Annotated in this window: 23 protein-coding genes; 12 read left to right on the top strand and 11 right to left on the bottom strand. The window is 67.0% G+C overall.

Features of this window, described 5'->3' with window-relative positions; all coding sequences use genetic code 11:
• Positions 1 to 37: 37 nt before the first annotated feature.
• From AZ34_RS05250 to AZ34_RS05260, 5 genes are all read left to right on the top strand, one after another.
• Complete coding sequence (locus AZ34_RS05250) at positions 38 to 412, top strand: hypothetical protein (protein ID WP_035605563.1); 375 nt, start codon at positions 38 to 40, stop codon at positions 410 to 412.
• A 34-nt stretch (positions 413 to 446) separates the two neighbouring features.
• Positions 447 to 707 (top strand): hypothetical protein, encoded by a 261-nt coding sequence (locus tag AZ34_RS18220; RefSeq protein ID WP_155831727.1) that lies wholly within the window; start codon positions 447 to 449, stop codon positions 705 to 707.
• A 166-nt stretch (positions 708 to 873) separates the two neighbouring features.
• Positions 874 to 1,233 (top strand): ASCH domain-containing protein, encoded by a 360-nt coding sequence (locus AZ34_RS19015; protein ID WP_081767096.1) that lies wholly within the window; start codon positions 874 to 876, stop codon positions 1,231 to 1,233.
• Positions 1,234 to 1,356: 123 nt separating this feature from the next.
• Positions 1,357 to 2,676 carry a TAXI family TRAP transporter solute-binding subunit gene (locus tag AZ34_RS05255; protein WP_035605566.1) on the top strand — a complete coding sequence of 440 codons (1,320 nt, stop codon included), beginning with the start codon at positions 1,357 to 1,359 and terminating at the stop codon, positions 2,674 to 2,676.
• Between the two features lie 30 nt (positions 2,677 to 2,706).
• A complete protein-coding gene (locus AZ34_RS05260) occupies positions 2,707 to 3,696 on the top strand; it encodes an AEC family transporter (protein WP_035610984.1) in 990 nt (329 codons plus the stop codon).
• 75 nt (positions 3,697 to 3,771) lie between these two features.
• Here AZ34_RS05260 and AZ34_RS05265 read toward each other — a convergent pair whose 3' ends face one another.
• From AZ34_RS05265 to AZ34_RS05275, 3 genes are read right to left on the bottom strand one after another with little or no spacing between them, the layout of a single operon-like run.
• On the bottom strand, positions 3,772 to 4,758 hold the full coding sequence (locus AZ34_RS05265; RefSeq protein ID WP_035605569.1) for a Bug family tripartite tricarboxylate transporter substrate binding protein: 987 nt from the start codon (positions 4,756 to 4,758) through the stop codon (positions 3,772 to 3,774).
• A gap of 38 nt (positions 4,759 to 4,796) precedes the next feature.
• Positions 4,797 to 6,080, bottom strand: a complete 1,284-nt coding sequence (locus AZ34_RS05270) for a DUF1254 domain-containing protein (RefSeq protein WP_051509549.1) — start codon at positions 6,078 to 6,080, stop codon at positions 4,797 to 4,799.
• Positions 6,081 to 6,085: 5 nt separating this feature from the next.
• Positions 6,086 to 7,330 carry a CoA transferase gene (locus tag AZ34_RS05275; RefSeq protein ID WP_331280897.1) on the bottom strand — a complete coding sequence of 415 codons (1,245 nt, stop codon included), beginning with the start codon at positions 7,328 to 7,330 and terminating at the stop codon, positions 6,086 to 6,088.
• Between the two features lie 74 nt (positions 7,331 to 7,404).
• Here AZ34_RS05275 and AZ34_RS05280 point away from each other — a divergent pair, with 74 nt between their 5' ends.
• Positions 7,405 to 8,364 (top strand): LysR family transcriptional regulator, encoded by a 960-nt coding sequence (locus tag AZ34_RS05280; protein ID WP_035605574.1) that lies wholly within the window; start codon positions 7,405 to 7,407, stop codon positions 8,362 to 8,364.
• Between the two features lie 27 nt (positions 8,365 to 8,391).
• On the opposite strand, the gene AZ34_RS05285 is transcribed toward AZ34_RS05280, so the two are convergent.
• The 5 genes from AZ34_RS05285 to AZ34_RS05305 all read right to left on the bottom strand — a co-directional run bounded on the left by AZ34_RS05285 (position 8,392) and on the right by AZ34_RS05305 (position 11,778).
• Entirely contained in the window at positions 8,392 to 9,018 is a 627-nt protein-coding gene (locus tag AZ34_RS05285; RefSeq protein WP_035605576.1) for a glutathione S-transferase family protein, read from the bottom strand.
• Positions 9,015 to 9,494, bottom strand: a complete 480-nt coding sequence (locus tag AZ34_RS05290; RefSeq protein ID WP_051509551.1) for an SRPBCC family protein — start codon at positions 9,492 to 9,494, stop codon at positions 9,015 to 9,017. Before AZ34_RS05290 ends, AZ34_RS05285 begins: the two co-directional genes overlap by 4 nt.
• Positions 9,478 to 9,822 (bottom strand): ArsR/SmtB family transcription factor, encoded by a 345-nt coding sequence (locus AZ34_RS05295; protein WP_419670197.1) that lies wholly within the window; start codon positions 9,820 to 9,822, stop codon positions 9,478 to 9,480. Before AZ34_RS05295 ends, AZ34_RS05290 begins: the two co-directional genes overlap by 17 nt.
• A 370-nt stretch (positions 9,823 to 10,192) precedes the next feature.
• The gene (gene pdxH, locus AZ34_RS05300) at positions 10,193 to 10,873 is read right to left on the bottom strand and encodes a pyridoxamine 5'-phosphate oxidase (RefSeq protein WP_035605582.1); all 681 of its coding nucleotides are present in this window, start codon (positions 10,871 to 10,873) and stop codon (positions 10,193 to 10,195) included.
• Positions 10,870 to 11,778 carry a LysR family transcriptional regulator gene (locus AZ34_RS05305; protein ID WP_035605584.1) on the bottom strand — a complete coding sequence of 303 codons (909 nt, stop codon included), beginning with the start codon at positions 11,776 to 11,778 and terminating at the stop codon, positions 10,870 to 10,872. The genes pdxH and AZ34_RS05305 overlap by 4 nt, the downstream gene beginning before the upstream one ends.
• A 169-nt stretch (positions 11,779 to 11,947) precedes the next feature.
• On the opposite strand from AZ34_RS05305, the gene AZ34_RS05310 reads away from it, so the two are divergent.
• Genes AZ34_RS05310 through AZ34_RS05325 form a run of 4 tightly spaced genes read left to right on the top strand, consistent with a single transcriptional unit; the run spans position 11,948 to position 16,400 of the window.
• On the top strand, positions 11,948 to 12,409 hold the full coding sequence (locus tag AZ34_RS05310) for a (2Fe-2S)-binding protein (protein WP_035605587.1): 462 nt from the start codon (positions 11,948 to 11,950) through the stop codon (positions 12,407 to 12,409).
• 18 nt (positions 12,410 to 12,427) lie between these two features.
• Positions 12,428 to 14,728: a xanthine dehydrogenase family protein molybdopterin-binding subunit gene (locus AZ34_RS05315; RefSeq protein ID WP_051509552.1), complete on the top strand. Its 2,301-nt coding sequence runs from the start codon at positions 12,428 to 12,430 to the stop codon at positions 14,726 to 14,728.
• Between the two features lie 39 nt (positions 14,729 to 14,767).
• The gene (locus tag AZ34_RS05320; RefSeq protein ID WP_035605590.1) at positions 14,768 to 15,832 is read left to right on the top strand and encodes an XdhC family protein; all 1,065 of its coding nucleotides are present in this window, start codon (positions 14,768 to 14,770) and stop codon (positions 15,830 to 15,832) included.
• A gap of 13 nt (positions 15,833 to 15,845) precedes the next feature.
• The gene (locus AZ34_RS05325; protein WP_035605593.1) at positions 15,846 to 16,400 is read left to right on the top strand and encodes a nucleotidyltransferase family protein; all 555 of its coding nucleotides are present in this window, start codon (positions 15,846 to 15,848) and stop codon (positions 16,398 to 16,400) included.
• Positions 16,401 to 16,438: 38 nt separating this feature from the next.
• On the opposite strand, the gene AZ34_RS05330 is transcribed toward AZ34_RS05325, so the two are convergent.
• The 3 genes from AZ34_RS05330 to gloA form a co-directional block, all read right to left on the bottom strand.
• Positions 16,439 to 17,050 (bottom strand): gamma-glutamylcyclotransferase, encoded by a 612-nt coding sequence (locus AZ34_RS05330; protein ID WP_035605596.1) that lies wholly within the window; start codon positions 17,048 to 17,050, stop codon positions 16,439 to 16,441.
• Positions 17,051 to 17,069: 19 nt separating this feature from the next.
• The gene (locus AZ34_RS05335; protein WP_051509553.1) at positions 17,070 to 19,043 is read right to left on the bottom strand and encodes a putative bifunctional diguanylate cyclase/phosphodiesterase; all 1,974 of its coding nucleotides are present in this window, start codon (positions 19,041 to 19,043) and stop codon (positions 17,070 to 17,072) included.
• Between the two features lie 71 nt (positions 19,044 to 19,114).
• Positions 19,115 to 19,528 (bottom strand): lactoylglutathione lyase, encoded by a 414-nt coding sequence (gene gloA / locus AZ34_RS05340; protein ID WP_035605599.1) that lies wholly within the window; start codon positions 19,526 to 19,528, stop codon positions 19,115 to 19,117.
• 178 nt (positions 19,529 to 19,706) lie between these two features.
• Here gloA and AZ34_RS05345 point away from each other — a divergent pair, with 178 nt between their 5' ends.
• A complete protein-coding gene (locus AZ34_RS05345) occupies positions 19,707 to 21,047 on the top strand; it encodes a TrkH family potassium uptake protein (RefSeq protein WP_035605601.1) in 1,341 nt (446 codons plus the stop codon).
• A complete protein-coding gene (locus AZ34_RS05350; RefSeq protein ID WP_051509554.1) occupies positions 21,037 to 21,711 on the top strand; it encodes a potassium channel family protein in 675 nt (224 codons plus the stop codon). The genes AZ34_RS05345 and AZ34_RS05350 overlap by 11 nt, the downstream gene beginning before the upstream one ends.
• Positions 21,712 to 21,831 lie beyond the last annotated feature (120 nt).

Consider the following 21,831-nt stretch of genomic DNA (forward strand, 5'->3'; position numbering starts at 1 on the left):
AAGTGTCTAGTCAGACAAGGACGATTCACCTCAGATCATGACGCACCAAAACACACCGATACTCGACGACCGCGACCTGACTAGCGAAGAGCGTGACCTCATCCGCTGGATGCTTGAGAACGGAAACAAAGGCGGCCGCAAGTTCCTAGGCCAACTGGAACGCGCACGTGTGCACGCGCGCTGTCCGTGTGGATGCGCAAGCATTGACCTCACGATCGACGGAAAGACACCGACGGATTTTCGGATGCACATCTTGGGTGATTTCCAGTGGAAGAATGAGGCAGGTAACCTGTTCGGCGCGTTTGTATTCGAGCAAGATGGCCTTCTTGGAGGCTTGGACTTGTGGTCTGTTGACGGAGCAGAAACACCCAGTGCCATTCCAAGACCCGAACAACTCGTCTCTCTCGAATGAACCGCACAACTTCGACGTTGTGAATCAACAAGCCATGATTAGCCACGTCGCGGATTTCCAGCCAATGCTCCATGCGGCGATCGCTGAAGCAAAGGCGGCAGGCTTAAGTGACGCTGCATCTAGGTTAGAGGCACGAGCGTTTGCGGCATACACAACCTCGGCTGAGCTTCTGGGTGAAACGGGCCTTGCCATTAAAGACTTCTTGCAGACAGAAGGTCGTTCTGTTCCGAAATCCGTCGCTGCCAAGCTGAGTAGTTGTTTGATCGAGGTAAACAAGGTGTGGGCTTCTCTATGACAAGTTGCTGCACAACACGTCACTGCAGCGGACGCCATCGGCTCCCCGCTGAGCTTTGACGTTGAACGTCTGCTTTCTAAAAGCCTGACCGTCCGCAACGGGTCGGAAGCGTCCTATAAGCCATGGATGAGTCGTCCGTAGGTTATTCAATATCACGTAGGAATCAATGGCAAAGCATTTGGCGTTATCGATTGTTGCCCCTCACGGTGAAAATATCGCGCGTGGAATCAAGACACTAGAGGTCAGATCATGGCAACCTCCCAGTCTTCCTCTCAAGAGCATCCTCATCGTAGAGAATGAACGCTACTTACATGCAGAAGGTGATATCGATCCCAACGGAAGGGCTGTTGCCATTGTGGATGTTTCGCATGTTGAGCCATGGTTGCCCACAGAGGTTGAGGCAGCGTGCTCAAGCGGTTGGCAGCCAGGTTTCTTTGCTTGGCACCTCGAGAATGTGAGGCCTGTTTTGGGCAATCGCCGGGTTACTGCCGCACGAAAATTGTATGAGGTCGAATTTTCGGACTGAGTATCTTGATTCTTGACGTGTGACCGACCGCAACGGGTCGAGATCTGCCGGGCATCTACCGAGGCTGAAGGTCCGCTCTCAGCCTTTGGCCATCACAGCCACCCCTTATACTGATTCGATCCTATGACTTTCCTCAAGCGATTGCTGATGATGGGCGGCCGCGCCCCCTTGATCGGCATGACGGTGCTGGCCGTGTTGGTGCTGGTGGTGGCCGTGCTGGGTTTCGGCTTCAGTCCCGCGCCGAGCAACACGCTCACCATCGCCGCCGGGCCGAAGGACAGCAACTTCGCCCGCACCGCGGCGCGTTACCAGAAGATTCTGGAACAGCAGGGCGTCACCCTCAACATCCTGACCACGGGCGGCTCGCGCGACAACCTGCGCTTGCTGATGGACGCCACGCAGAAGGTGGACGTGGCCTTTGTGCTCGGTGGCCAGGCTGGTGAGGCCGAGGTCGAAAAACTGGTGTCGCTGGGCAGCGTGTCCTACCAGCCCATGATGGTGTTCTACCGGGGCCAGCCCAAGAAGCTGCTGTCGGAATTCAAGGGCTTGCGGCTGGACATCGGCGAGGAGGGCAGCGGCACCCGCACCTTGGCGCTGGCGCTGCTGGCGGCCAACGGGATCAAGCCCGGCAGCGAAGGGGACAATACCGTGCTGGTCGAAACCCCCGACCCGGACATCGCCAAGGTGCTGGACAGCGGTCAGGTGGATGCCGTCTTCGCGATGAGTGAATCCACGCCCACGGCCATGATCCGCAGTCTGCTGCGCAGCGGCAAGGTGCATCTGTTCGACGTCGCGCAGTCGGAGGCTTACACACGGCGCCTGCCCTACCTGAACAAGCTGGTCCTGCCGCGCGGCGCCATCAACCTGGGCGAGGACATCCCCGCCGCCGATGTGCGGCTGGTCGGCCCCACCGTGCAACTGGTGGCGCGCGAGGGGCTGCACCCGGCCCTGTCCGACCTCTTGCTGGAGACGGCGCGCGCGGTGCATGCGCGACCTGGCCTGTATGCCCGGCCGGGCGAGTTTCCCGCGCCGCTGGAGCGCGACTTCCGCATCAGCGAGGACGCGCAGCGCTACTACAGCTCGGGCCGCAATTTCCTCTACCGCACTTTCCCGTTCTGGGTGGCGAGCCTGATTGCGCGGGTGGCGGCCATCCTGGTGCCCATCCTCATCGTGCTGATCCCGGGCATGCGCGTGCTGCCCGCGCTCTACCGCTGGAGCATGACCCGGCGCATCTACCGCTATTACGGCGAGTTGCAGAAGCTGGAGAAGGAATGGCCCGGAGCGGACGCGGCGCGGCGCGTGGAGCTGCTCCAGCGCCTGGACCGCATCGACGCCTCGGTGTTCAACACCCGCGTGCCCTCGGCCTTCGGTGACCTGTTCTACGACTTGCGTGGTCATATTGCCGATGTGCGCCGACAGCTGCGGCAGGCACCTCCAGCCTGACGGCGCCCATTCCCGTTTTTGTTTTTTCTCATGAACCATCCCGTCATCGCCGCGCTGGCCCCCGTCGTCCTGCTCGTGGCCCTGGGTTATGCGGCCGGGCGCTTGCGCGTGCTGCGGGCCGAGGCCGCGAAGGACCTGTCCAACCTGGTCTTCTTCCTGCTGATGCCCGCGCTCATGTTTCGCACCATGGGTAAGGTGGACATCGCGCACCTGGACCCGTTGCCGCTGCTGGGCTACTTCAGCGCCGCCTTGCTGCTGTTCGCGTTGATGCTGGGCTACCACGGCCTGCGCCGACTCTCGCTCGTCAGGGGGGCCGTGCTGGGTGTGGCCGCGACCTTCAGCAACCTGGTGATGATCGGCATCGCCTTCATGAGCCTGGTCTACGGGGAAGCGGGGCTGGTGGTGCTGCTGTCCATCGTGTCCGTCAATGCCCTGGTGCTGCTGACCACGGGCGCGGTGGTGCTGGAACTGGCTGTGGCGCACGAGGCGCTGCGGGCGCCTCAACCATCGGGTGCCGCGCAGGCAGGGCGGCTCGGCATGCGCTCGCTGGGTCGCACGGTGCTGCTGGCGGCGAAGAACTCCCTGCTGCACCCCGTGCCCATCCCCATCGTCGCCGGCCTGCTCTACGGCCAGACCGGCTGGGGCATCCCCGAGATGATCGACAAACCCCTGTTATGGCTGGGCAACGCCATGGGCCCGCTAGCCCTGCTGCTGGTGGGCGTGACGCTCGCCGGGGCCAAGGCGCGTGAACACCTGCGTGGCGCCCTGGCCTTGGCCATGGTGAAAAACCTCGTGCTGCCCGCGCTGGTGGCGGGTTTCGGCCTGCTCTACGGCGTCTCGGGCCTGCCGCTGGTGGTGATGGTGGTGGCCGCCTCCTTGCCTGCCGGTGCCAATGCCTTCTTGTTCGCGCAGCGCTACAAGGTGGCCGAGGATCTGGTGACGGCCGGCATCACCGCCTCCACCCTCACCGCGCTGCTGACTGTGCCGCTGGTGATGGCGCTGGCGGTGCGATTGGGTTGAACCAGGCCAGGACAGGAGGCCTCCGGTCACTGGGCACAGGCTGCGCCTGCAGCCTGCCTGGCTCGGGCGCCGGTGTCATTCCGGCTGAATGTTGGCCGCCTTGATCACCTGCGACCATTTCCGGGCTTCCCGGTCCAGGAAGGCCCGGAACTCCGCTGCGGTGCCGCCACGCAGTTGCAGGCCGGCGGCCTCGGTCTTCCTGCGCACTTCGGCATCGGCGATGGCCGCATTGGTCTCGGCATTGAGCCGCTGGACGATCGCGGCCGGCGTGCCGGCGGGCGCCATCAGGCCGTACCAGCCGTAGCCCACGACGCTGGGCAGGCCCGATTCCACAAACGTCGGCGTGTCAGGATACGAGGGCGAGCGCGTTTCATTGGCCACGGCCAGCACACGCAGCTTGCCGGCCTGGATGTGCGGCACGGCGGTCGAGATGGCGGTCAAGGTGGCGTCGATGCGGCCGGCCAGCAGCTCGGTGTAGGCGGGTGCATCGCCCTTGAACTGCGCCACCACGCCCTTGACGCCGGCCGCGCGCATGAACAGCTCGGCGGTCAGATGCGGTGCCGAACCGGACCCCGGCGAGCCGAAGTTGAGGCCCCCGGCCTGGGCCTTGCCCCATGACAGGAACTCGGCCACGGTCTTGTAGGGTGCCTCGGCATTGACCACCAGGAAGAGCGGCGCGATGGCCGTGCTGACGATGGGCGTGAAGCTCTTGCGCAGGTCGTAGGGCAGGTTGGGATACAGCGCTTCCCCGATGGCGATGGGTGCCGCCGCGTGCAGCAGGGTGTAGCCATCGGGCGCCGCCTTGGCGATGTATTCGTTGGCGATGCGCGTTCCGGCGCCGGCCTTGTTCTCCACCACGACGGGCTGTCCCAGCCGGGGGGCCATGAAGTCACCGAGCACCCGGGTCAGGATGTCGCTGGGCCCGCCTGCGTTGTAGGGCGAAATCAGGCGGATCGGTCGGCTGGGCCAGGCTTGGGCCCAGGCGGGTGCACCCAGGGGGGCGAGGCTGGCCGCGGCGGCGGCGCCCAGCAGATGGCGGCGGGTGATGTTTCTGTCTGTCATGGTTGTCTCCTTGTTGTCCTCGTTGTCGTGCCCTGGCCCTAGGTGCGGCGCAGGGCGGGATAGGCATAGCGGTAATCCAGATGTTCGCTTCGCGGCTGGTAGAGCCTCAGCACCACGTAAAACCGCTCGCGGGGGGGCGTGGGCAACCAGTTGCGGCCCGGGCCGGGATCGTCCGCCTGCAGGCGGATCACTAGGCTGCCGTCCGCTTCCCGCTGCAACCCGGGCGTGCGGTCCCCGATGGAGTAACGGTGGATCGGGTTGGCCACGAGCAGGCAGTCGCTGCGGCGGTACACCGTCAAGGACCAGAAGGCATCCACGCGCGGGCCGCCGTCCGCGGCAAACCGCAGTTCGTAGGTGTTCGATCCGTGCAGGGCCTGGCCCTCGGCGTCCACCTCCGCCGTGGGGTACATCGCCTCCTCCATGCCGAGCGCCCCGATGAAGTTGCGCGCCACGCGCGCGCGCGTCAGCACATCGTCGCCCCAATGGCTGCGCACCGCCACGGGCAAGGCCCAGCCGCCGCCCAGGGCGTGGGGCTGATCCTTCTCGCGCAGTTCCTCGAAGACCCTCGGCAGTGCCGCCATCAGGTCGGCATCGCTGTCTGTCCAGCGCAGGCGCTCTCCGTCGGGAACCGGGTTGCGTTCCAGGGCTTCCTCGACGATGGCGCGGTAGAGCGCGACCGAAGGAGCAGTCGTGGCGCCGGATCGGCCGTTCAGCCGCGTGTCCACCCGCAGGGCCGCATCGCTGCCGTCCAGGCGGCGGGCCGTGATCTGCGTCTGCAGGCCGCGCACCTGTTCCAGGTCGGCGGCACTGTCGTTCACCAGGACACGGCCGATCACCCAGATGTCCAGGCCGGGCGCGGCGATCACGTTCGACACATCGGCCGGCACCTCGCCGCGCCATTGCGGCCCATGCACCAGCGTGCGCTGGCGGCGGTTGCCCGTGGTGCGACGACCGACATAAGCGAAGGGGTTGGTCCAGGCGTCGAGCAGGCCCAGCGTCCAGTAACGATCGCCCATGTCGGGGGTGTCGATCAGCACCGGGCCTTGGGACAAATCCAGCCAGGCGTTGCTGAACACCGTGTCGTTGTTCGGGCTCACCACTTCGCTGTCGTCGGGGCCCAGACGGCGGTGGGTGTGGGTGAACTGGTTGACCCAGCGCAATCTGGAATCACGATCGACCGAGGCGAAACCCAGGGTGGGATGGCGTCGCGCGGTGGTGGCTGCGCGCATGCGCATCATCTCGAAGAGCGGCAAGGTCTGGATGACTGCCGCGCGGGCGGCTGTGTCGTCGGTCACGGGCATGGAAAGGACGGAGGAAGTCATGGTGTTCAGGCGACCACGCGGTTTTGCCGCAAGGTCGCGATGTCTGCTTCGGAGTAACCGGCTTCGGCCAGCACGGCGGCGCCATCGGCGCCACAGTCTGGCGCGGCTGGCGGGGCGGGCCGGGGTGCGGCGCCCAAGCGGTAGGGCAGGCCCAGGGCGCGGTAGCGCTCGCCGTCGGCGGATGCGGCCTCGACGAGCAGGCCGCTGGTGGCCACATCCTGGCTCGCCAGCACCTCGCTGTAACGGCGCACCGCGCCGGCCACGATCTGGTGCCGGCTGAGCAGGGCGACGCATTCCTCGCTGGTGTAGCCGGCCAGGCAATCGCTCAATACCGCGCGCAATTCGGCACGATGGGCGACGCGGCGCTCGTTGCTGCAAAAGCGTGGGTCGTCCGCCAATTCTTCACGGCCCACGGCCCGGCAGAAGCGCCGCCAATGGTCTTCCGCATAAGCGGAAAGCACGATGTGGCCATCGCGCGTAGCGACCACTTCCGCCGCCGGAGCATTGTGGGGCTGGCCATCACCCAGGCGCGTGGGTTCGGGGGCGCCGCCCAGGTACTCGCACCAGGTCGCGGCCTGCAGGTGCAAGGCCGTTTCCAGCAGCGACACCTCCAGCGTCTCGCCCACGCCGCTGCGCTCGCGTCCATACAGCGCCGCCAGCACGGCCTGCGCGCCCAGCTGCGCGGCCGCCGCATCCACGATGGGCACGCCCACCTTTTGCGGCAGCCGGTCGGGCTCGCCTGTCACCGACATCAGGCCGCTTTCGGCTTGCGCCGCGATGTCGTAGCCCGGCCGCGCGTGCGAGGGGCCGCTGCTGCCGAAGCCCGAGATGGAGAGGTAGATGAGGCGTGGATGCAAGGTCCGGACTTCGGCGGGGCCGAGACCGAGCTTGTCCATCACGCCGGGGCGCAGGTTCTGGATGACGATGTCGCTGCGCGCGATCAGACGCAGCGCGACTTCCCGGCCGGAGGTGTTCTTGAGGTCCAGGGCGATCGAGCGCTTGCCCCGGTTGTAGGCCCGGATCATCGATTCGCCGTAACGACCGATGTGGCGTGCCTGGTCGCCGGTGAGCGGTTCAACCTTGATGACAGTGGCGCCCAGTTCGGCCAGCGCCATCGTCGCACCGGGGCCGGCGATGTACTGGCCGAAGTCCAGCACCCGCACCCCGGCCAGGGGAGCGGCAGGTGCCTGGGCGCCAAGGGAAGAAGGAGAAGGCGACATATGGGGCACGACGATAGGTGCGGGTGGCATTCCTGGAAATTGAATAATGCTGATAACACGATCACCAAAGCTGATCACCCGGAACTGAAGACCAAGGACCCGCCGTGACACCCAACGCCGACTACCTGGTGCGCCGCCTGCGCCTGCGCCATCTCGAATTGCTGGTGGCGCTGGCCGACGCGGGCACCCTGCGTGCCGCGGCCACCCGCCTGAATCTGAGCCAGCCCGCGCTGAGCAAGATGCTGGGCGAGATCGAGACCGGGTTTGGCGCTCGCCTGTTCGAACGCAGCCCGCAGGGCGTGAGGGCCAACGCCCTGGGGGATGCCGTGGTGTACCGGGCGCGGGTGATGCTCGGCGAACTGTCGCGCGGCAAGGACGAGGTCGACGCCTTGCGCACGGGCGCGACCGGCGTGTTGCGCGTCGGGACCTTGTCGGTGACCTCCGCGGTGCCCAAGGCGGTCGTGCACTTGCGCCGTGGCCTGCCCGCCGCGCGCGTGCAGATCCTGGAGGGACGCGTCCGGGAACTGATCCAGAGGCTGCTGGACGGAGAACTGGATTGCGTTTTTGGCGCCATCACGCCCGAGCTGCTGACCAGCGATCTGCTGCCGCAACTGCGCCCGGAAGTGCTGCTCGAAGACGAACTCTGCGTGCTGTGCGGGGCCGACCATCCCCTGGCGCGGCGCCGCCGTCTGCGCTGGGCCGACCTGCGCACCACGGCCTGGGTGGCGCCACCCAAGGACACCCTGGTGCGCCAGGCCTTCATGACCGCCTTCCTCAATGAGGGACTGGAGCCGCCGGAACCGGCCATCGAGGTGCTTTCGTCGGTGAGCGTGGGCAGCCTCCTGCGCATGGATGCGGCGCTGCTCGGCGCGGTGCGCCTGGAGCACGCGCAGGACGAACTGTCGCGCGCCGGCGTGCGCCGCCTGACCCTCACGCCCGCCATCCCACTGCCCTCGCTGGGCTTGTACACACGTCGTGCCACCGAAAGCCCTGCGCCGCTGGTGCAGGCTTTCGCGGGCGCGATCCGTCGGGTGGGGACGCGTGCGCGCGGTGTGGACGTCTGAAGGTACAGACCGGTGCGCGCCGCGCGGTCAGGCCGGTGCCAGTGCGCTCACGGGAAAAGGTTCGCGCCACGCCGCGAGTTCATTCATCCGTTCGTGCCAGCGGCGAATCGCGGGAAATTCCTGCAGCGGAAGCTGGGCGCGCTCGGCATAGGGCAACGTCACGGCCACAGCGAAGTCGGCCACGCTCAAGGTTTCACCGACCAGGAAGCTGTGCGTGCGCAGATGCGCGTCGAGCACCTGGGCGCTGGTCTCGAAGAAAGTGGTGGCGCTTTTCACCGCCGCCGCATCTGGCGCGCCCAGGCCCAGCGCCGGCTTGATCAGATACTCAAAGTACAGCGTGCCGCCATGGCGCGTGAAGTGCGCCATGTCCCAGCTGAGCCAACGCAGCACCTCGATCTGCCGCGCATCGTGCGGCCAGAGGTCGGCACCGGTCAGGTCGGACAGGTGGCACATGATGGCGTTGGATTCCCACAGTGTGCCGCTGGCGTGTTGCAGCACCGGCACCTTGCCATTCGGGTTGAGCGCCAGGAAGTCGGGCCGCAGGTGCTCGCCCTGGGCGAGGTCGACGCGCACGAATTCCACCGGCGCCTTCATGTACCGGGCCGCCGCGCAGGCTTTGCGCGGGTTCAGCGTTTCGGCGTAGAAGAGCTTCATGCGCCTTGCTCAGCGGCCAGCAGATCGACCAATTGCTCGAAGCTGCTGGTCCAGCCACCGTCGTGGCCGTCACGCGAGGCCACGGAATCGAAGCCGGTCTGCAGGAAGTGCATCCGCGTCTTGCGTGGCCCCAGTGCCTCGAAGGTCACGGTGATCAGCGTCATGTGGCCGGGCTGGCCCCGCTCGTCGAGCCAGCCGTGGGTCATGACCAAGCGTTCGGGTTCCACGATCTCGCGGTACACGCCATGCACCCAGTGGTCTTGTCCTTCGGGCGAGCGGATGCAAGCGCGGTAGCTGCCACCCACCCGCACATCGGAACTGGCTGCGCCGCGGCTGAAGCCGCGCGGGGCGGCCCAGCGCGCCATCTGTTCGGGGTCGGTCCAGGCGCGGAACACCAGGGCACGTGGGGCTTCGAAGATGCGCGTGATGGTGAGTTCGCTGTCGGCGGAGGTGAGGGCCTCAGTCCTTGCGTTCATGGGATGGCTCCTGCTGTTGAAGTTCATCGAGGTGGGCGGCGAGCTGGTCGAAGCTTTGTTCCCAGTAGCGGCGGTAGTAGGCCACCCAGTCGGCTGCGGCCTTCAGCGGCACCGCTTCCAGGCGGCAGGGCCGTGACTGTCGGGCGCGTGAGCGGGTGACGAGGCCGGCGCGCTCCAGCACCTTCAGATGCTTGGAGATGGCGGGCTGGCTCATGGCAAAGGGCTCGGCCAGTTCCGTGACGTTGGCTTCCCCGGCGGCCAGACGGGCGAGGATGGCGCGGCGCGTCGGGTCCGCCAGGGCGGCGAAGGTCGTACTCAAGGCGTCCATGTGCATTTTTATAACCAATTGGTTTTATAACTGTTTGGATTTTTAATGAGGAAAAGCGCCCTGTCAAGGGCCTTTGCGAGGGTGGGCCACGGGCGAAAAAAAGAGGGGGCTGGCCGCTGCGGCCACCCTTACGGCGAGTGATGCCCGGGCGAGCATGGGCGCGTGCGCGGCGCTGACGTTTGAACCAGCTGACCGGGGAAGGGTGCGGCAAGCACGAAGTTCAACAGCCGGTCAGGGCCGCGCCGTACCCGTCCGTTCGCGTTGTGCCCGTCGAAACGCGCTCTTGCGTATCAAGCACAGGCAGAAGACTTCGACCAGCTCAGTCCGAATGGGCGGACTGGGGCGACATGGTTTGTGGCGGTATTCAGCCTCAGGGCGCCAGCCGCTCGCGCACCCAGGTTGTGCCCGTCGCGCCCCGCTCCAAGCGATAGCGCAGCCGGTCGTGCAGCCGGCTGGGTCGGCCTTGCCAGAATTCCCAGCGGTCTGGCACCAGGCGGAAACCGCCCCAATGCGGCGGGCGAGGCGGGTTCAGCAGGTACTGCGCGCCGTAACGGGCCGCATTGGTGACCAGCACGCCGCGTCCGCTGATGACCTGGCTCTGCGGGCTGGCCCAGGCGCCGATGCGTGAATCGAGCGGGCGGCTGTGGAAGTAGGTGTCGCTTTCCTCGGCACTGACCTGTTCCACGCGGCCTTCGATGCGCACCACGCGCTCCAGCTCGACCCAGTGGAACTGCAGGGCGGCGTAAGGGTTGCCCGCGAGTTCGCGGCCCTTGCGGCTGTCGTAGTTGCTGTACCAGACGATGCCGCGCTCGTCATAGCCTTTGATCAGCACGACGCGCGATGAGGGCCGCAGGTCACTGCCCACGGTGGCCAGCGTCATCGCATTGGGTTCGGGCAATTGAGCCTGCACCGCCTCGTTCAGCCATAGTGCGAACTGGCGCAGAGGGTCCGCCTGCGAGGCGTCTTCGCTGAGCTCGGCGCGCTCGTAGCTTTTGCGCAGTGCCGCCAACTCGGTGGCGTTCAAGGACGTGGCGGGTCGGGTCGGGCTCATGGCGAGATTGTAGGTAGACGCTCGCGCAGGAAGTCCAGGAACACGCGGGTTTTGAGTGGCAGGTGCGCCTGCTGGGGGTGGTAAGCGTAGAAGCCAGGAAATCCCGCGCTGTAGTCGGCCAGCACTTCGACCAGTGCGCCGGTGCGCAGCGGCTCGACCAGGGTCAGGTCCCACCCCATCGTGATCCCCAGGCCCGCGATGGCCGCGTTCATGCCGGTTTGCCAGTGGCTGATGATCAGCGGGCCGCGCACCGCGTACTCGGTGATCGCGCCGTCGACCAGGAACTCCCATTTGTAGATCGCGCCGCTGCTGCGCATGCGGTAGTTGATGCAGCGGTGCGCCGCCAGTTCTTGCGGGTGCTGCGGCGTGCCATGTGCTCGCAGGTAAGCGGGCGAGGCCACGCAGCGCATGCGGAATTCACGCGTCAGCGGAACGGCGACCATGTCGCGTTCCAGCGATTCACCGATGCGCATGCCCAAGTCCAGGCCGTCGCGCACGATGTCCACGAAGCCATCGTCGTACACCAGTTCCAAGCCGATGTGAGGGTGCCGCGCGAAGAACTCTGGCAGCAGTGGCTCGATCAGAAAGTTGCCGGTCATGTAGCCCAGCGTCAGGCGCAGGGTTCCGCCCTCGACGCCGGCGCTGGACTGCAGGTCTTCGGTGGCGGCCTTCAAGCTGGCCAGCGCGGGCGCGACGCGGGCCAGGTAGGCGTGGCCAGCCTCGCTGAGGTTGACGCTGCGGGTGGTGCGCTCGAACAAGCGCACGCCCAGGCGGGTTTCCAGCTTCTTGATGGTCTGTGACAAAGCCGCGGGGGTCACGCCCAGGGCATGGGCGGCCTGCGTGAGGCTGCGGTGGGCGGCCACTTGCTCAAAGGCCGCCAGCGCGGCCAGAACTTCGGATTGCATGGGGTGCGATTGTTAAGTGGAAGTTGATAACCTAGGTAGACACTTGGTATTTCTCTTTGCGACGTGCTGCGGCACACTGCCGCCGTTTCTTGCGTCCGCGGCCTCTCCCTCGCTCGGACGTTTCGCCTGGTCCACTTTTCCGCAGACCCCTACAGCACAAGGAGCCTCCATGGCTGTCTCATTCACCCTCAACGGCAAGCCCGCCTCGGTCAATGTCGACCCTGGCACCCCCATCCTCTGGACGCTGCGCGACACCCTGGGCATGACCGGGACCAAGTTCGGCTGCGGCATGGCCCTGTGCGGCGCCTGCACCGTGCACCTCAACGGCGCGGCCATCCGTTCCTGCGTCACCCCGGTGGCCTCGGCCGAGGGCCAACGGGTCACCACCATCGAAGCGCTGGCCACCGACAAGGTTGGCCGCGCGGTGGAGGACGCCTGGGTCAAGCACGACGTGGCTCAGTGCGGTTACTGCCAAAGCGGCCAGATCATGAGCGCGACCGCGCTGCTGGCCAGCAACAAGAAGCCGAGCGACGCAGACATTGACGCCGCCATGGCCGGCAACGTGTGCCGCTGCGGCACCTACGCGCGCATTCGCGCCGCCATCCACGACGCGGCCCGCTCGCTGGCCTGAACGAAGGGAGAAACCAACATGACCACCCACACCCCCTTCCATTCCCGACTGATCGATGCCCAACTGATCGGTGCCCTGCCCAAGGGTCTGCAGGCCCTGGTCCAGCGCCAGGCCGGAGATGCCCTCGACGCCGACGACGGCCTGCCGCGCCGCAGCTTCCTCAAGCTGGCGGCCGGCTCGGGCTTCGCGCTGGGCGCCTTCCCCCTGGTCGCATCGGCACAGGGCGCGTCCGGCGCTGCGGCCAGCGGCCTCAAGCCCACGCAACTGCCTGCGGCCTTCGTGCGCATCACGCGCGACGGTATCGTCACCGTGACGGTCAATCGCCTGGAGTTCGGCCAGGGTACACACACCGGCCTGGCCATGGTGCTGGCCGAGGAGCTGGACGCCGATTGGTCCCAGGTACGGGCCGTGCATGGTGATGCCAACCCGGCCTACGTCGATCCGGCTTTCGGCATCCATCTCACGGGCGGCTCCAACGCGCTCAAGAACAGCTACACCCAGTACCGTGAACTGGGCGCGCGCACCCGCGCCATGCTGCTGGCCGCGGCGGCGCAGCAATGGAAGGTGGCACCTTCCGCGCTGCGTACCCAGGCTGGGCAGGTGATCGGCCCCGGCGGCCGCAAGCTGGGTTACGGTGAACTGGCCGAGGCCGCGATGCAGCTGCCCGTACCCGAGCAGGTCACGCTGAAGGACCCGAAGCAGTTCCGCCTGATCGGCCTGCCGACGGGGCGGCTGGACGCGCGAGCCAAGTCCAGCGGCCAGCAGGACTTCGGCATTGACCTGAAGCTGCCTGGCATGCTGACCGCCGTGGTGGCCTACCCGCCCGTCTTTGGCGCCAAGCTGCAGTCGGTGGACGACGCGGCGGCCAAGGCCGTCCCGGGTGTGCGTGCCGTGCTGCGGGTGCCGCTGGACCGCGGCGCCGAGGGCGTGGTCGTGGTCGCCGAGGGCTACTGGGCCGCCAAGCAAGGGCGCGACGCGCTCAAGCTGGACTGGAACACCAGTGCCGTCGACAAGGTGGACAGCGCGCGCCAACTGGCCGCGTACCGTGAACTGGCGACCAAGCCGGGCGCGCTGAAGTACGACGCCGACCTGTCCAAGCTGGACGGCGCACCCCGCAAGATCAGCGCCGAATTCGTGTTCCCCTACCTGGCCCACGCACCCATGGAGCCGCTGAACTGCACGGTTCAGCTCACGGGCCAGGGTGCGACTGCCCGGGCCGAGCTGTGGACTGGCACGCAGATGCCGGGGCTGGATGCACTTGCCGCCGCTGCCGCCCTGGGCGTCACACCGCAGAACCTCAAGATGAATGTGCAGATGGCCGGTGGCGGTTTCGGCCGCCGCGCCGTGCCGAGCAGCGAGTACGTGGTCCATGCCTGCCAGGTGGCCAAGGCCGCGCGTGCTGCCGGTCTGGCCGCCCCGGTGCGCACGCTCTGGAGCCGCGAGGACGACATCAAGGGTGGGTATTACCGGCCCATGCACCTGCACCGCGCCGAGATCGGTTTTGACGCCCAGGGCGAGATCCTGGGCTGGAACCACGTGATCGTTGGGCAATCCATCCTCAAGGGCTCGCCTTTCGAGGCCTTCATGGTGCAGAACGGCGTGGATGCCACCATGGTCGAGGGCATGAAGGAGCCCTATGACCTGCCCATGAAGCTCTCGGTCCATCACCCGCAGCAGAACGTGCCCGTGCTCTGGTGGCGCAGCGTGGGCTCCACCCACACGGCCTACGTGATGGAAACACTGATCGATGAGATCGCCCGCGCCACGAAGCAAGACCCGGTGGCCTACCGCCTCAAGCTGATGGAAGGCAAGCACCCGCGCCACCAGGCGGCGCTGCAACTCGCGGTCGAGAAGTCCGGCTACGGCAAGAAAAAACTCGCCGCTGGCCGCGCCTGGGGCGTGGCCGTGCACGAGTCCTTCAGCACGGTGGTGGCTTACGTGGTCGAAGCCTCGGTGAAGGACGGCATGCCCAAGCTGCACAGCGTGACCGCGGGTGTGCATTGCAATCTGGCCGTCAACCCCAAGAGCGTGGAGGCGCAGGTGCAGGGCGCGGCCCTGATGGGTCTGGGCATGTGCTTGCCCGGTGCGGCCATCACGCTCAAGGACGGCGTGGTCGAGCAAAGCAACTTCCACGACTACACGGTGGCCCGCATGACCGACATGCCGCAGATCAGCGTGCACATCGTGCCCAGCGCCGATGCGCCGACCGGCGTGGGCGAACCCGGCCTGCCGCCGCTGGCGCCGGCCTTCGCCAACGCGATCGCGCGTTTGACGGGCAAGACACCACGCCAGCTGCCCTTCAAGCTGGACGCGGCCTGAGGTTCGAGCAGGCGCTGACGCAACGACGAGGAGCAGAGCATGGACAGTCTGGACTTGCGCGTGCTGGCCGATGCACTGGCCTGGAAGCAGGCTGGCCATGCCGTGTCCCTGGTGACCGTGGTGCAGACCTGGGGCAGCGCGCCGCGCCCGCCCGGCGCGCTGCTGGCCGTGCGCGGCGACGGCCTGGTCAGCGGCTCGGTGTCGGGTGGTTGCGTCGAGGATGACCTCATCGCTCGCGCCAAGGCAGCTCTGGCCTCGGGTGCGCGGGCGGATGCAAGCCGCCCCGAACTCATCGTCTACGGCGTGGACCAAGCCGAAGCCGCGCGCTTTGGCCTGCCCTGCGGCGGCACGCTGCGCCTGGTGCACGAACCGCTGCAGGCGGTGGGCTGGATCGAGGACGTGTTGGCCCGCACGGCAGCCCACCAACTGGTGGCGCGCACGCTGGACCTGGAGACGGGTACCGTCACCCTGGCCCCGGCCGTGCGTGGTCAGGAATTGGTCTTCGATGGGCGGCAACTCACCACGCTCTTCGGCCCGCGCTGGCGCCTGCTGCTGATCGGCGCGGGCCAGCTCTCGCAGGCCGTGGCGCAGATGGCCACCTTGCTGGATTTCGAGGTGCTGGTCTGCGACCCGCGCGAGGAATACGCGGGCAGCTTCGACGGCGCGGTGGTGCGGCGCATCGCCGGCATGCCGGACGATGTGGTGCGCGAGCTGATGCCCGACGCCCACACCGCCATCGTCGCGCTCACCCACGACCCCAAGCTGGATGACATGGCGCTGCTGGAAGCGCTCAAGTCCGCCGCCTTCTACGTGGGCGCGCTGGGTTCGCGCCGCAACCAGGGCGTGCGCAAGCAGCGCTTGGCCGAGCACTTCGACCTCAGCGCCGAGGAACTGGCGCGCCTGCATGGCCCGGTCGGCCTGGACCTGGGCGCGCGCACCCCGGCGGAGATCGCCGTGTCCATCCTGGCGGAGATCGTGCAGGTGCGCAACGCCACCTACCTGCGCGCGCGGCGCGAGGCCGCTGCGGCATCGCGTGCCAGCTTGGACACCGCCGTCGTTGCCACGCCCGGCATCGTGGCCTCCACCTGCGCGGTCGCGCGCTGAGCCTGGCCGAGCGATGAGTTTTGTTGTCCTGGTTCTTGCCTCAGGCCGGGGCGAACGTTTCCTCGCCTCGGGCGGCGCCGCGCTGGCGCCGCACAAGCTGCAGGCACCGTTGGGTGGCCAGACCGTGCTGCAGCGCACGCTGGGTGCCGTGCAGACCAGCGGCCTGCCCTGGCATCTGGAACAGAGCAACCACTCGGGCATGGGCGACAGCATTGCCGCCGCCGTGCGCGCTGCCTTGGTGGCCTACCCGGACGCGCAAGGCTGGCTCATCCTGCCGGCCGATCTACCCCTGATCCGGCCCGAGACCTTGCGTCATGTGGCCCAAGCGCCTCTTGCCTGGCCAGTGGTTCGGCCGGTCCACCAGGGTGAGGCCGGGCATCCGGTACGGTTCGGCAGCGCCTGCACGCCCGAACTGCTGGCCTTGTCAGGCGACGCGGGGGCGGCGTCGGTGGCGCGCCGCCACGGCCCGCCGCGGGCGATCGAGGTGGATGACCTGGGCTGCATCACCGACATCGACACGGTGGCGGACCTGGCTCGTGCCGAGGCCCTGCTGCGGGCGCGACACTGAGTCAACCAACCTGAACGGGCGTTTGCCAGTTCAAGCACTCAAGTCGCGTGCTTCAGCAGCGCCTCCAGCGCCCGGTCTCGGATGCCGTGGGCACGCAGGCTGTCCAGGGTCTGCCGCGCATAGTCCTGCGTGCTGCCGTAGATGCCCTGGGCATGCTGGAAGATGTGCCGGTACTGTCCCTCGCTCAGCGTGCCCGTGTAGTTGGGGCTGCGGCGTGACAAGGTGAAGGCCAGGGCCTGTACCGGGCCTTGCGGCGTCTCGCAACGCAGCCACCGCGGGTCGTAGACGCCGGTGGCCATTTCGCGTTGCCACAGCTGCGCGAGCGTGGCGGGGGCCTGCGCGCGTGCGATCCGGTAGACCACGCCCTGGCAACTGCCGCCCGAGAGCAGGGCGAAGACCAGGCCGGGCTGCTCGACCGTGCCGCGGTTGATGCGGCTCCACATCTTCAGCGCCCGGTGCCAGCCGCGCACCCGGGCCATGCGGCGCTCGACGTGGTCGAAGTCGGGCCGCCAGATGAGCGAGCCGTAGCCGAAGAGCCAGAAGTCTCCTTGGTGGTGGCCGTGTTCGGGGTGATGGTGCTGCCACTCGTGCAGCGTGCGCGCGAGCATGGGGCCGGGGTCGCGCAGCGGGCGGGGCCGGGTGGCGTTCATGCGAAAGAGGTGTTCAGTTTCAGGCCCGCTCCAGGCGGCCGCGATTGGCCAGCCAGCGCTCCAGCGATTGGGGCCGCGCGTGCAGATAACCCTGCTGTGCCGTGCAGCCGTGGGACGACAGAAAGTCCGACTGGGCACGCGTCTCCACGCCTTCGGCCACGACCTTGAGTTCGAGGTGGCGGGCCATGGACAGGATCATCTGCACGATGGCCGTGTCGCCCGGGTCGTCCGGCGTGTCGGTGATGAAGCTGCGGTCGATCTTCAGCTCGTGCAGTGGCAGGCGCTTGAGGTAGGCCAGGCTGGAGTAACCGGTGCCGAAGTCGTCGATCGAGAAGCGGATGCCGCGCTCGGCCAGGGCTTCCATGCGCTCGATGGTCTGCTCCAGGTCGTCCAGCAGCAGGCCCTCGGTGACTTCGAAGATCAGCTGCGTGGGGTCGGCTTGCGCCTGGTCCAGCAGGGCCAGCGCGTGCTCGACGAAATCATGCTGGTGGAATTGCTGCGGGCTGACGTTGATGGACACGGGCACTGGGTGGCCAGCTTCGCGCAGCTGGCGCTGAATGCGGCAACCCTGTTCCAGCACCCAGTCGCCCAGGCTGAGGATGAGGTTGCTTTCCTCGGCGATGGGGATGAAGCGTGAGGGCGGGATGGCGCCCAGCGTGGGGTGAGTCCAGCGCAGCAGCAGTTCCACGCCCACGATCTCGCCGCTGGCGTCCACCTGAGACTGCAGGTGCAAGTCCAGCTGGTTCTGCTCAATCGCCTGGACCAGCTCGCTTTCGAGCTTGAGCTTGGCCTCCACCTCCCGCTGCATCTCGGCCTCGAAGTAGGCCACGCGGTTGCGGCCCGCCGACTTGGCGCGGTACATGGCGGTGTCGGCATTGCGCAGCAATTCCTCGGCGTGCTGGGCCGTGCCGCCCAGCACGACCACGCCGATGCTGGCCTGGGTGTCGTAGGGCTGACCATCGAGGATGAAAGGCCGCTCGAACGCCTCGCGCACCTTGTCCGCCACCACGCGGGCGGCGCGCGCCTCGCCCAGCGCGTCGGTGGGGCTGTGCGGCGAGAGGATGACGAACTCATCGCCGCCCAGGCGCGCCACCGTGTCTTCCTCGCGCAGCAGGCCGACCAGGCGCTGCGCCACTGCGACCAGCAGCGCGTCGCCGGCGGCGTGGCCACGTGCGTCGTTGATGTTCTTGAAGCGGTCCAGGTCCAGGTAGAGCAGGGTGCCCCCCTGGGTTCCGCGCCGCGCGCTGTTCTGAGCCTGGTTGAGCCGGTCCATCAGCAGGCGGCGATTGGGCAGGCTGGTCAGCTCGTCGTAATAGGCCAGTCGGTTCAGGGCCTGGGCCGCCTGCTGCAGCTCGGTGTTGAGGCGCCGCAGATCGTCCTGGCCCTGCGCCAGTGACTGGGCGATCTCCCGTTGGCGTTCCAGTGAGCGTTCCAACTGCTGCAGCAACACCGCGCAGGAGAGCGTGATGACGGCGTTGACGAAGAGAAAGTTGATGGTGATGACCACCCACTCGATGAAGGGGCGGTCGTCAAAACCGGCCACATGCAGGTCGGTGTTGCCCAGGTAGCCCAGGGTCATCAGCGTGACCGCGTTGACGACCAGCGCGAACAAGGCCGGCCGCAGACCCAGCAGCAGCGCCGCCATGACGGGAAAAGCGATCAGATAGATCTGGCTGACGGGACCGACGAAGAACAGAAACCAGACGCCGATCAGGTAGATCAGGGCCAGCAGGTTCCAGGTGCGCGCCTCGTAGCTCAGGCGGCGTGATTTCCAGAGCACCAGCACCCAGATCAGCGCGGCCAGATCGACCCAGGCGATGCCCCACAGGTCCTGCTGCGCGGCCAGCCAGATGCCCGGCGCGGCCGTCAGCACGCCCAACACGGCCACGAAGGCCAGGATGGTGGAGAGGATGCGCGCGCGCCAGTCGTGCAGTACCTCCGGCTCGGACGCAGTCGAAGCCAGGGCGCGCTGGAGCAGGGTGGTCGCTTTCAAGGGGCGGAACCTCGCGTTGGACTGGCCTGCGGAAGACGCTGGCCAGCCCTCATCCTACCCGGCGCCGGTATTCAGCGCAGGCCAGCGCCTTCGGCGTGTTCGGCGCGCTGGATCAGCTCCACCTTGTAGCCGTCCGGGTCCGTCACGAAGGCGATCACCGTCGTGCCACCCTTGACCGGGCCGGCCTCGCGCGTCACGTTCCCACCGGCGGCCTTGATCTTCTCGCAGGCCGCGTAGGCGTCCGGCACGCCGATGGCGATGTGCCCGTAGGCCCCGCCCATCTCGTACTTGTCCACGCCCCAGTTGTAGGTCAGCTCGATCTCGGCCTGGTCCGGGTTGCCGTTGCCATAGCCGATGAAGGCGAGCGAGTATTTGTACTCGGGGTTTTCCGAGGTGCGCAGCAGGTTCATGCCGAGCACTTGGGTATAGAAGTCGATGGAGCGCTGCAGGTCACCGACGCGCAGCATGGTGTGGAGGAGGCGCATGAGAGAGATCCCCTGAGGTTGAAGCAAAAAACGAAGGGAAGGAGCATAGCGCGCAGAGGATGGGTGCGTGGGGCGGCCGGGAATTGGCGGGGTGTTTGTTGAGGCGGGCGGTGAGGGTCTGCAAGGTCGCACGCAAGGGTGTTGCTAGACTCGATGCCCCCGAGTGCCCGCGTCACCCATGAGGAACCACCTGCCCACCCACCCGGCCGCCGTGCTGGCGCTTGCTTTCCTGGCCGCCATCGGCTTGGGCACGGCGCTTCTGATGTTGCCCTGGGCCAGTGCAAGCGGTGAGAGTGCCCCGTGGCTGACGGCGCTGTTCACGGCCACGTCGGCGGTGTGTGTCACCGGCCTGGTCGTGGTGGACACAGGCACCTATTGGAGCCCGCTGGGCCAGGGGCTGGTGATGGCGCTGTTCCAGCTGGGAGGCTTCGGGATGATGACCTCGGCAACGCTCATGGGCTTGTTGATCGGTGGTTACATGAAGTTGCGCACGCGGCTGCTGCTGCAGACGGAAACGCACGCGCTGTCGCTGGGTGATGTGCGGTCGGTGGCGCGCATGGTGTTGGTGGTGACGGTGCTGGTGGAGGGCGTGGTGGCGCTGTGGCTGGCGGTGCGCTTCGCCACGACGATGGACCTGGGCTGGGGCGAGGCGCTGTGGCAGGGCGCGTTCCACGCGGTCTCGGCCTACAACAACGCGGGCTTTTCGACCTGGCCCGACAGCGTGATGCGCCATGCGACCGACGGCTGGGTGCTGACGCCGCTGATGCTGGCTATTGTGGTGGGGGGGCTAGGGTTCCCCGTCATCACTGAACTGTGGGCGAACCGGCGCAAGCGGCATGCGCGCTGGTCGATCCACACCACGCTGACGGTGTGGGGTTCGGCGGCGCTGGTGCTGCTGGGCACGCTGATGCTGTGGCTGGTGGAGCACAACAACCCCAAAACACTGGGCACGCTGGGGCTTGGGGGCCAGTGGCTTGCGGCTCTGTTCACCTCCGTGTCGGCGCGCACGGCGGGTTTCAATGCGGTGGACATCGGCGCGCTGGAACTCGAATCGCTCGTGATGCACTACGTGCTGATGTTCATTGGTGGGGGCAGCGCGGGCACGGCAGGCGGCGTGAAGGTGACCACGGTGTTTCTGCTGCTGCTGATCGTGTGGAGCGAGATCCGTGGCCGGGCCGATGTGGAACTGCGCGGACGCCGCATCGGCACGCAGGTGCAGCGCCAGGCGCTGTCCATCCTGGTGCTCAGCGGCGCGGCGGTTTCGCTGGGGCTGATGCTCATTGTTCCGCTGGCTGATCACCTGCCGCTGGACAAGCTGATGTTCGAAGTGGTGTCGGCGTTCGCGACGGTGGGCTTGTCCACCGGCATCACCACCGAGCTGCCGCCTGGCGCGCAAGGCGTGCTCATTGCGCTGATGTACGCTGGCCGGGTGGGCGTGGTCACGCTGGCGCTGGCGCTGGCGATCAACCAAGTGCCCAGGGCTTACCGTTACCCCGAGGAGAAACCGATTGTTGGCTAAATCAAACTCGACGCGACGCGACAGCGTGGTCGTCATTGGTCTGGGGCGTTTTGGCGCCAGCGTGGCGCGCTCATTGGTGGCTTCAGGGCACGAGGTGTTGGCCATGGACACCGACGAGGACACAGTGCAGTCGCTTGCCGCCGAGCTGCCCCATGTGGTGAGAGCCGATGCAACGGACCTGGGCGCGCTCAAGCAACTGTCCGTGACCGATTTTTCGCACGCGGTGGTGAGCATCGGCGCCAACCTGGAGGCGAGCGTGCTGACGGTGCTGAACCTGGCGCAATTGGGCATGAAGGACATCTGGGCCAAGGCCAACAGCCCTCAGCACGGGCGCATCACCGAGCGCGTGGGCGCGCACCATGTGATCTATCCCGAGGCCGACATGGGCGAGCGGGTGGCGCACCTGGTGACGGGCAAGATGATGGACTTCATCGAGTTTGATGACGGCTTTGCCATCGCCAAGACGCGCGCACCGATGGAGACACACAGCAAGACGTTGGCGATGTCGAACGTGCGCAAGAAGCATGGGATCACGGTGGTGGGCATCAAGCGCCGGCACCAGGATTTCATCTATGCCAAGCCCGAAACAGAAATCAAACCAGGGGATCACCTGATCGTGGCCGGGCCAACACCGTTGATCGAGAAGTTCTCGGCGCTGTACTGATGACAAGGCTGACTCGGGCGAAGTCGTGAGCGCCGCTCAGGCGCTGCGCACAGCGTAGGCCCTGCGGACACCGCAGAGACCAGGCTGATCGGGCCCACGCGTGTTTCCTTGGCCTACGTG

The sequence above is a fragment of the Hylemonella gracilis str. Niagara R genome (assembly GCF_000600295.1).
Lineage (GTDB): Bacteria > Pseudomonadota > Gammaproteobacteria > Burkholderiales > Burkholderiaceae_C > Hylemonella > Hylemonella gracilis_A.

Excerpts from the sequence above, each read along its gene's own strand:
- AZ34_RS05250 (WP_035605563.1), top strand. The coding sequence starts at position 38 with ATGACGCACCAAAACACACCGATACTCGACGACCGCGACCTGACTAGC.
- AZ34_RS18220 (WP_155831727.1), top strand. The coding sequence starts at position 447 with ATGATTAGCCACGTCGCGGATTTCCAGCCAATGCTCCATGCGGCGATC.
- AZ34_RS19015 (WP_081767096.1), top strand. The coding sequence starts at position 874 with ATGGCAAAGCATTTGGCGTTATCGATTGTTGCCCCTCACGGTGAAAAT.
- AZ34_RS05255 (WP_035605566.1), top strand. The coding sequence starts at position 1,357 with ATGACTTTCCTCAAGCGATTGCTGATGATGGGCGGCCGCGCCCCCTTG.
- AZ34_RS05260 (WP_035610984.1), top strand. The coding sequence starts at position 2,707 with ATGAACCATCCCGTCATCGCCGCGCTGGCCCCCGTCGTCCTGCTCGTG.
- AZ34_RS05265 (WP_035605569.1), bottom strand. The coding sequence starts at position 4,758 with ATGACAGACAGAAACATCACCCGCCGCCATCTGCTGGGCGCCGCCGCC.
- AZ34_RS05270 (WP_051509549.1), bottom strand. The coding sequence starts at position 6,080 with ATGACTTCCTCCGTCCTTTCCATGCCCGTGACCGACGACACAGCCGCC.
- AZ34_RS05275 (WP_331280897.1), bottom strand. The coding sequence starts at position 7,330 with ATGCCACCCGCACCTATCGTCGTGCCCCATATGTCGCCTTCTCCTTCT.
- AZ34_RS05285 (WP_035605576.1), bottom strand. The coding sequence starts at position 9,018 with ATGAAGCTCTTCTACGCCGAAACGCTGAACCCGCGCAAAGCCTGCGCG.
- AZ34_RS05290 (WP_051509551.1), bottom strand. The coding sequence starts at position 9,494 with ATGAACGCAAGGACTGAGGCCCTCACCTCCGCCGACAGCGAACTCACC.
- AZ34_RS05295 (WP_419670197.1), bottom strand. The coding sequence starts at position 9,822 with ATGGACGCCTTGAGTACGACCTTCGCCGCCCTGGCGGACCCGACGCGC.
- pdxH (WP_035605582.1), bottom strand. The coding sequence starts at position 10,873 with ATGAGCCCGACCCGACCCGCCACGTCCTTGAACGCCACCGAGTTGGCG.
- AZ34_RS05305 (WP_035605584.1), bottom strand. The coding sequence starts at position 11,778 with ATGCAATCCGAAGTTCTGGCCGCGCTGGCGGCCTTTGAGCAAGTGGCC.
- AZ34_RS05310 (WP_035605587.1), top strand. The coding sequence starts at position 11,948 with ATGGCTGTCTCATTCACCCTCAACGGCAAGCCCGCCTCGGTCAATGTC.
- AZ34_RS05315 (WP_051509552.1), top strand. The coding sequence starts at position 12,428 with ATGACCACCCACACCCCCTTCCATTCCCGACTGATCGATGCCCAACTG.
- AZ34_RS05320 (WP_035605590.1), top strand. The coding sequence starts at position 14,768 with ATGGACAGTCTGGACTTGCGCGTGCTGGCCGATGCACTGGCCTGGAAG.
- AZ34_RS05325 (WP_035605593.1), top strand. The coding sequence starts at position 15,846 with ATGAGTTTTGTTGTCCTGGTTCTTGCCTCAGGCCGGGGCGAACGTTTC.
- AZ34_RS05330 (WP_035605596.1), bottom strand. The coding sequence starts at position 17,050 with ATGAACGCCACCCGGCCCCGCCCGCTGCGCGACCCCGGCCCCATGCTC.
- gloA (WP_035605599.1), bottom strand. The coding sequence starts at position 19,528 with ATGCGCCTCCTCCACACCATGCTGCGCGTCGGTGACCTGCAGCGCTCC.
- AZ34_RS05345 (WP_035605601.1), top strand. The coding sequence starts at position 19,707 with ATGAGGAACCACCTGCCCACCCACCCGGCCGCCGTGCTGGCGCTTGCT.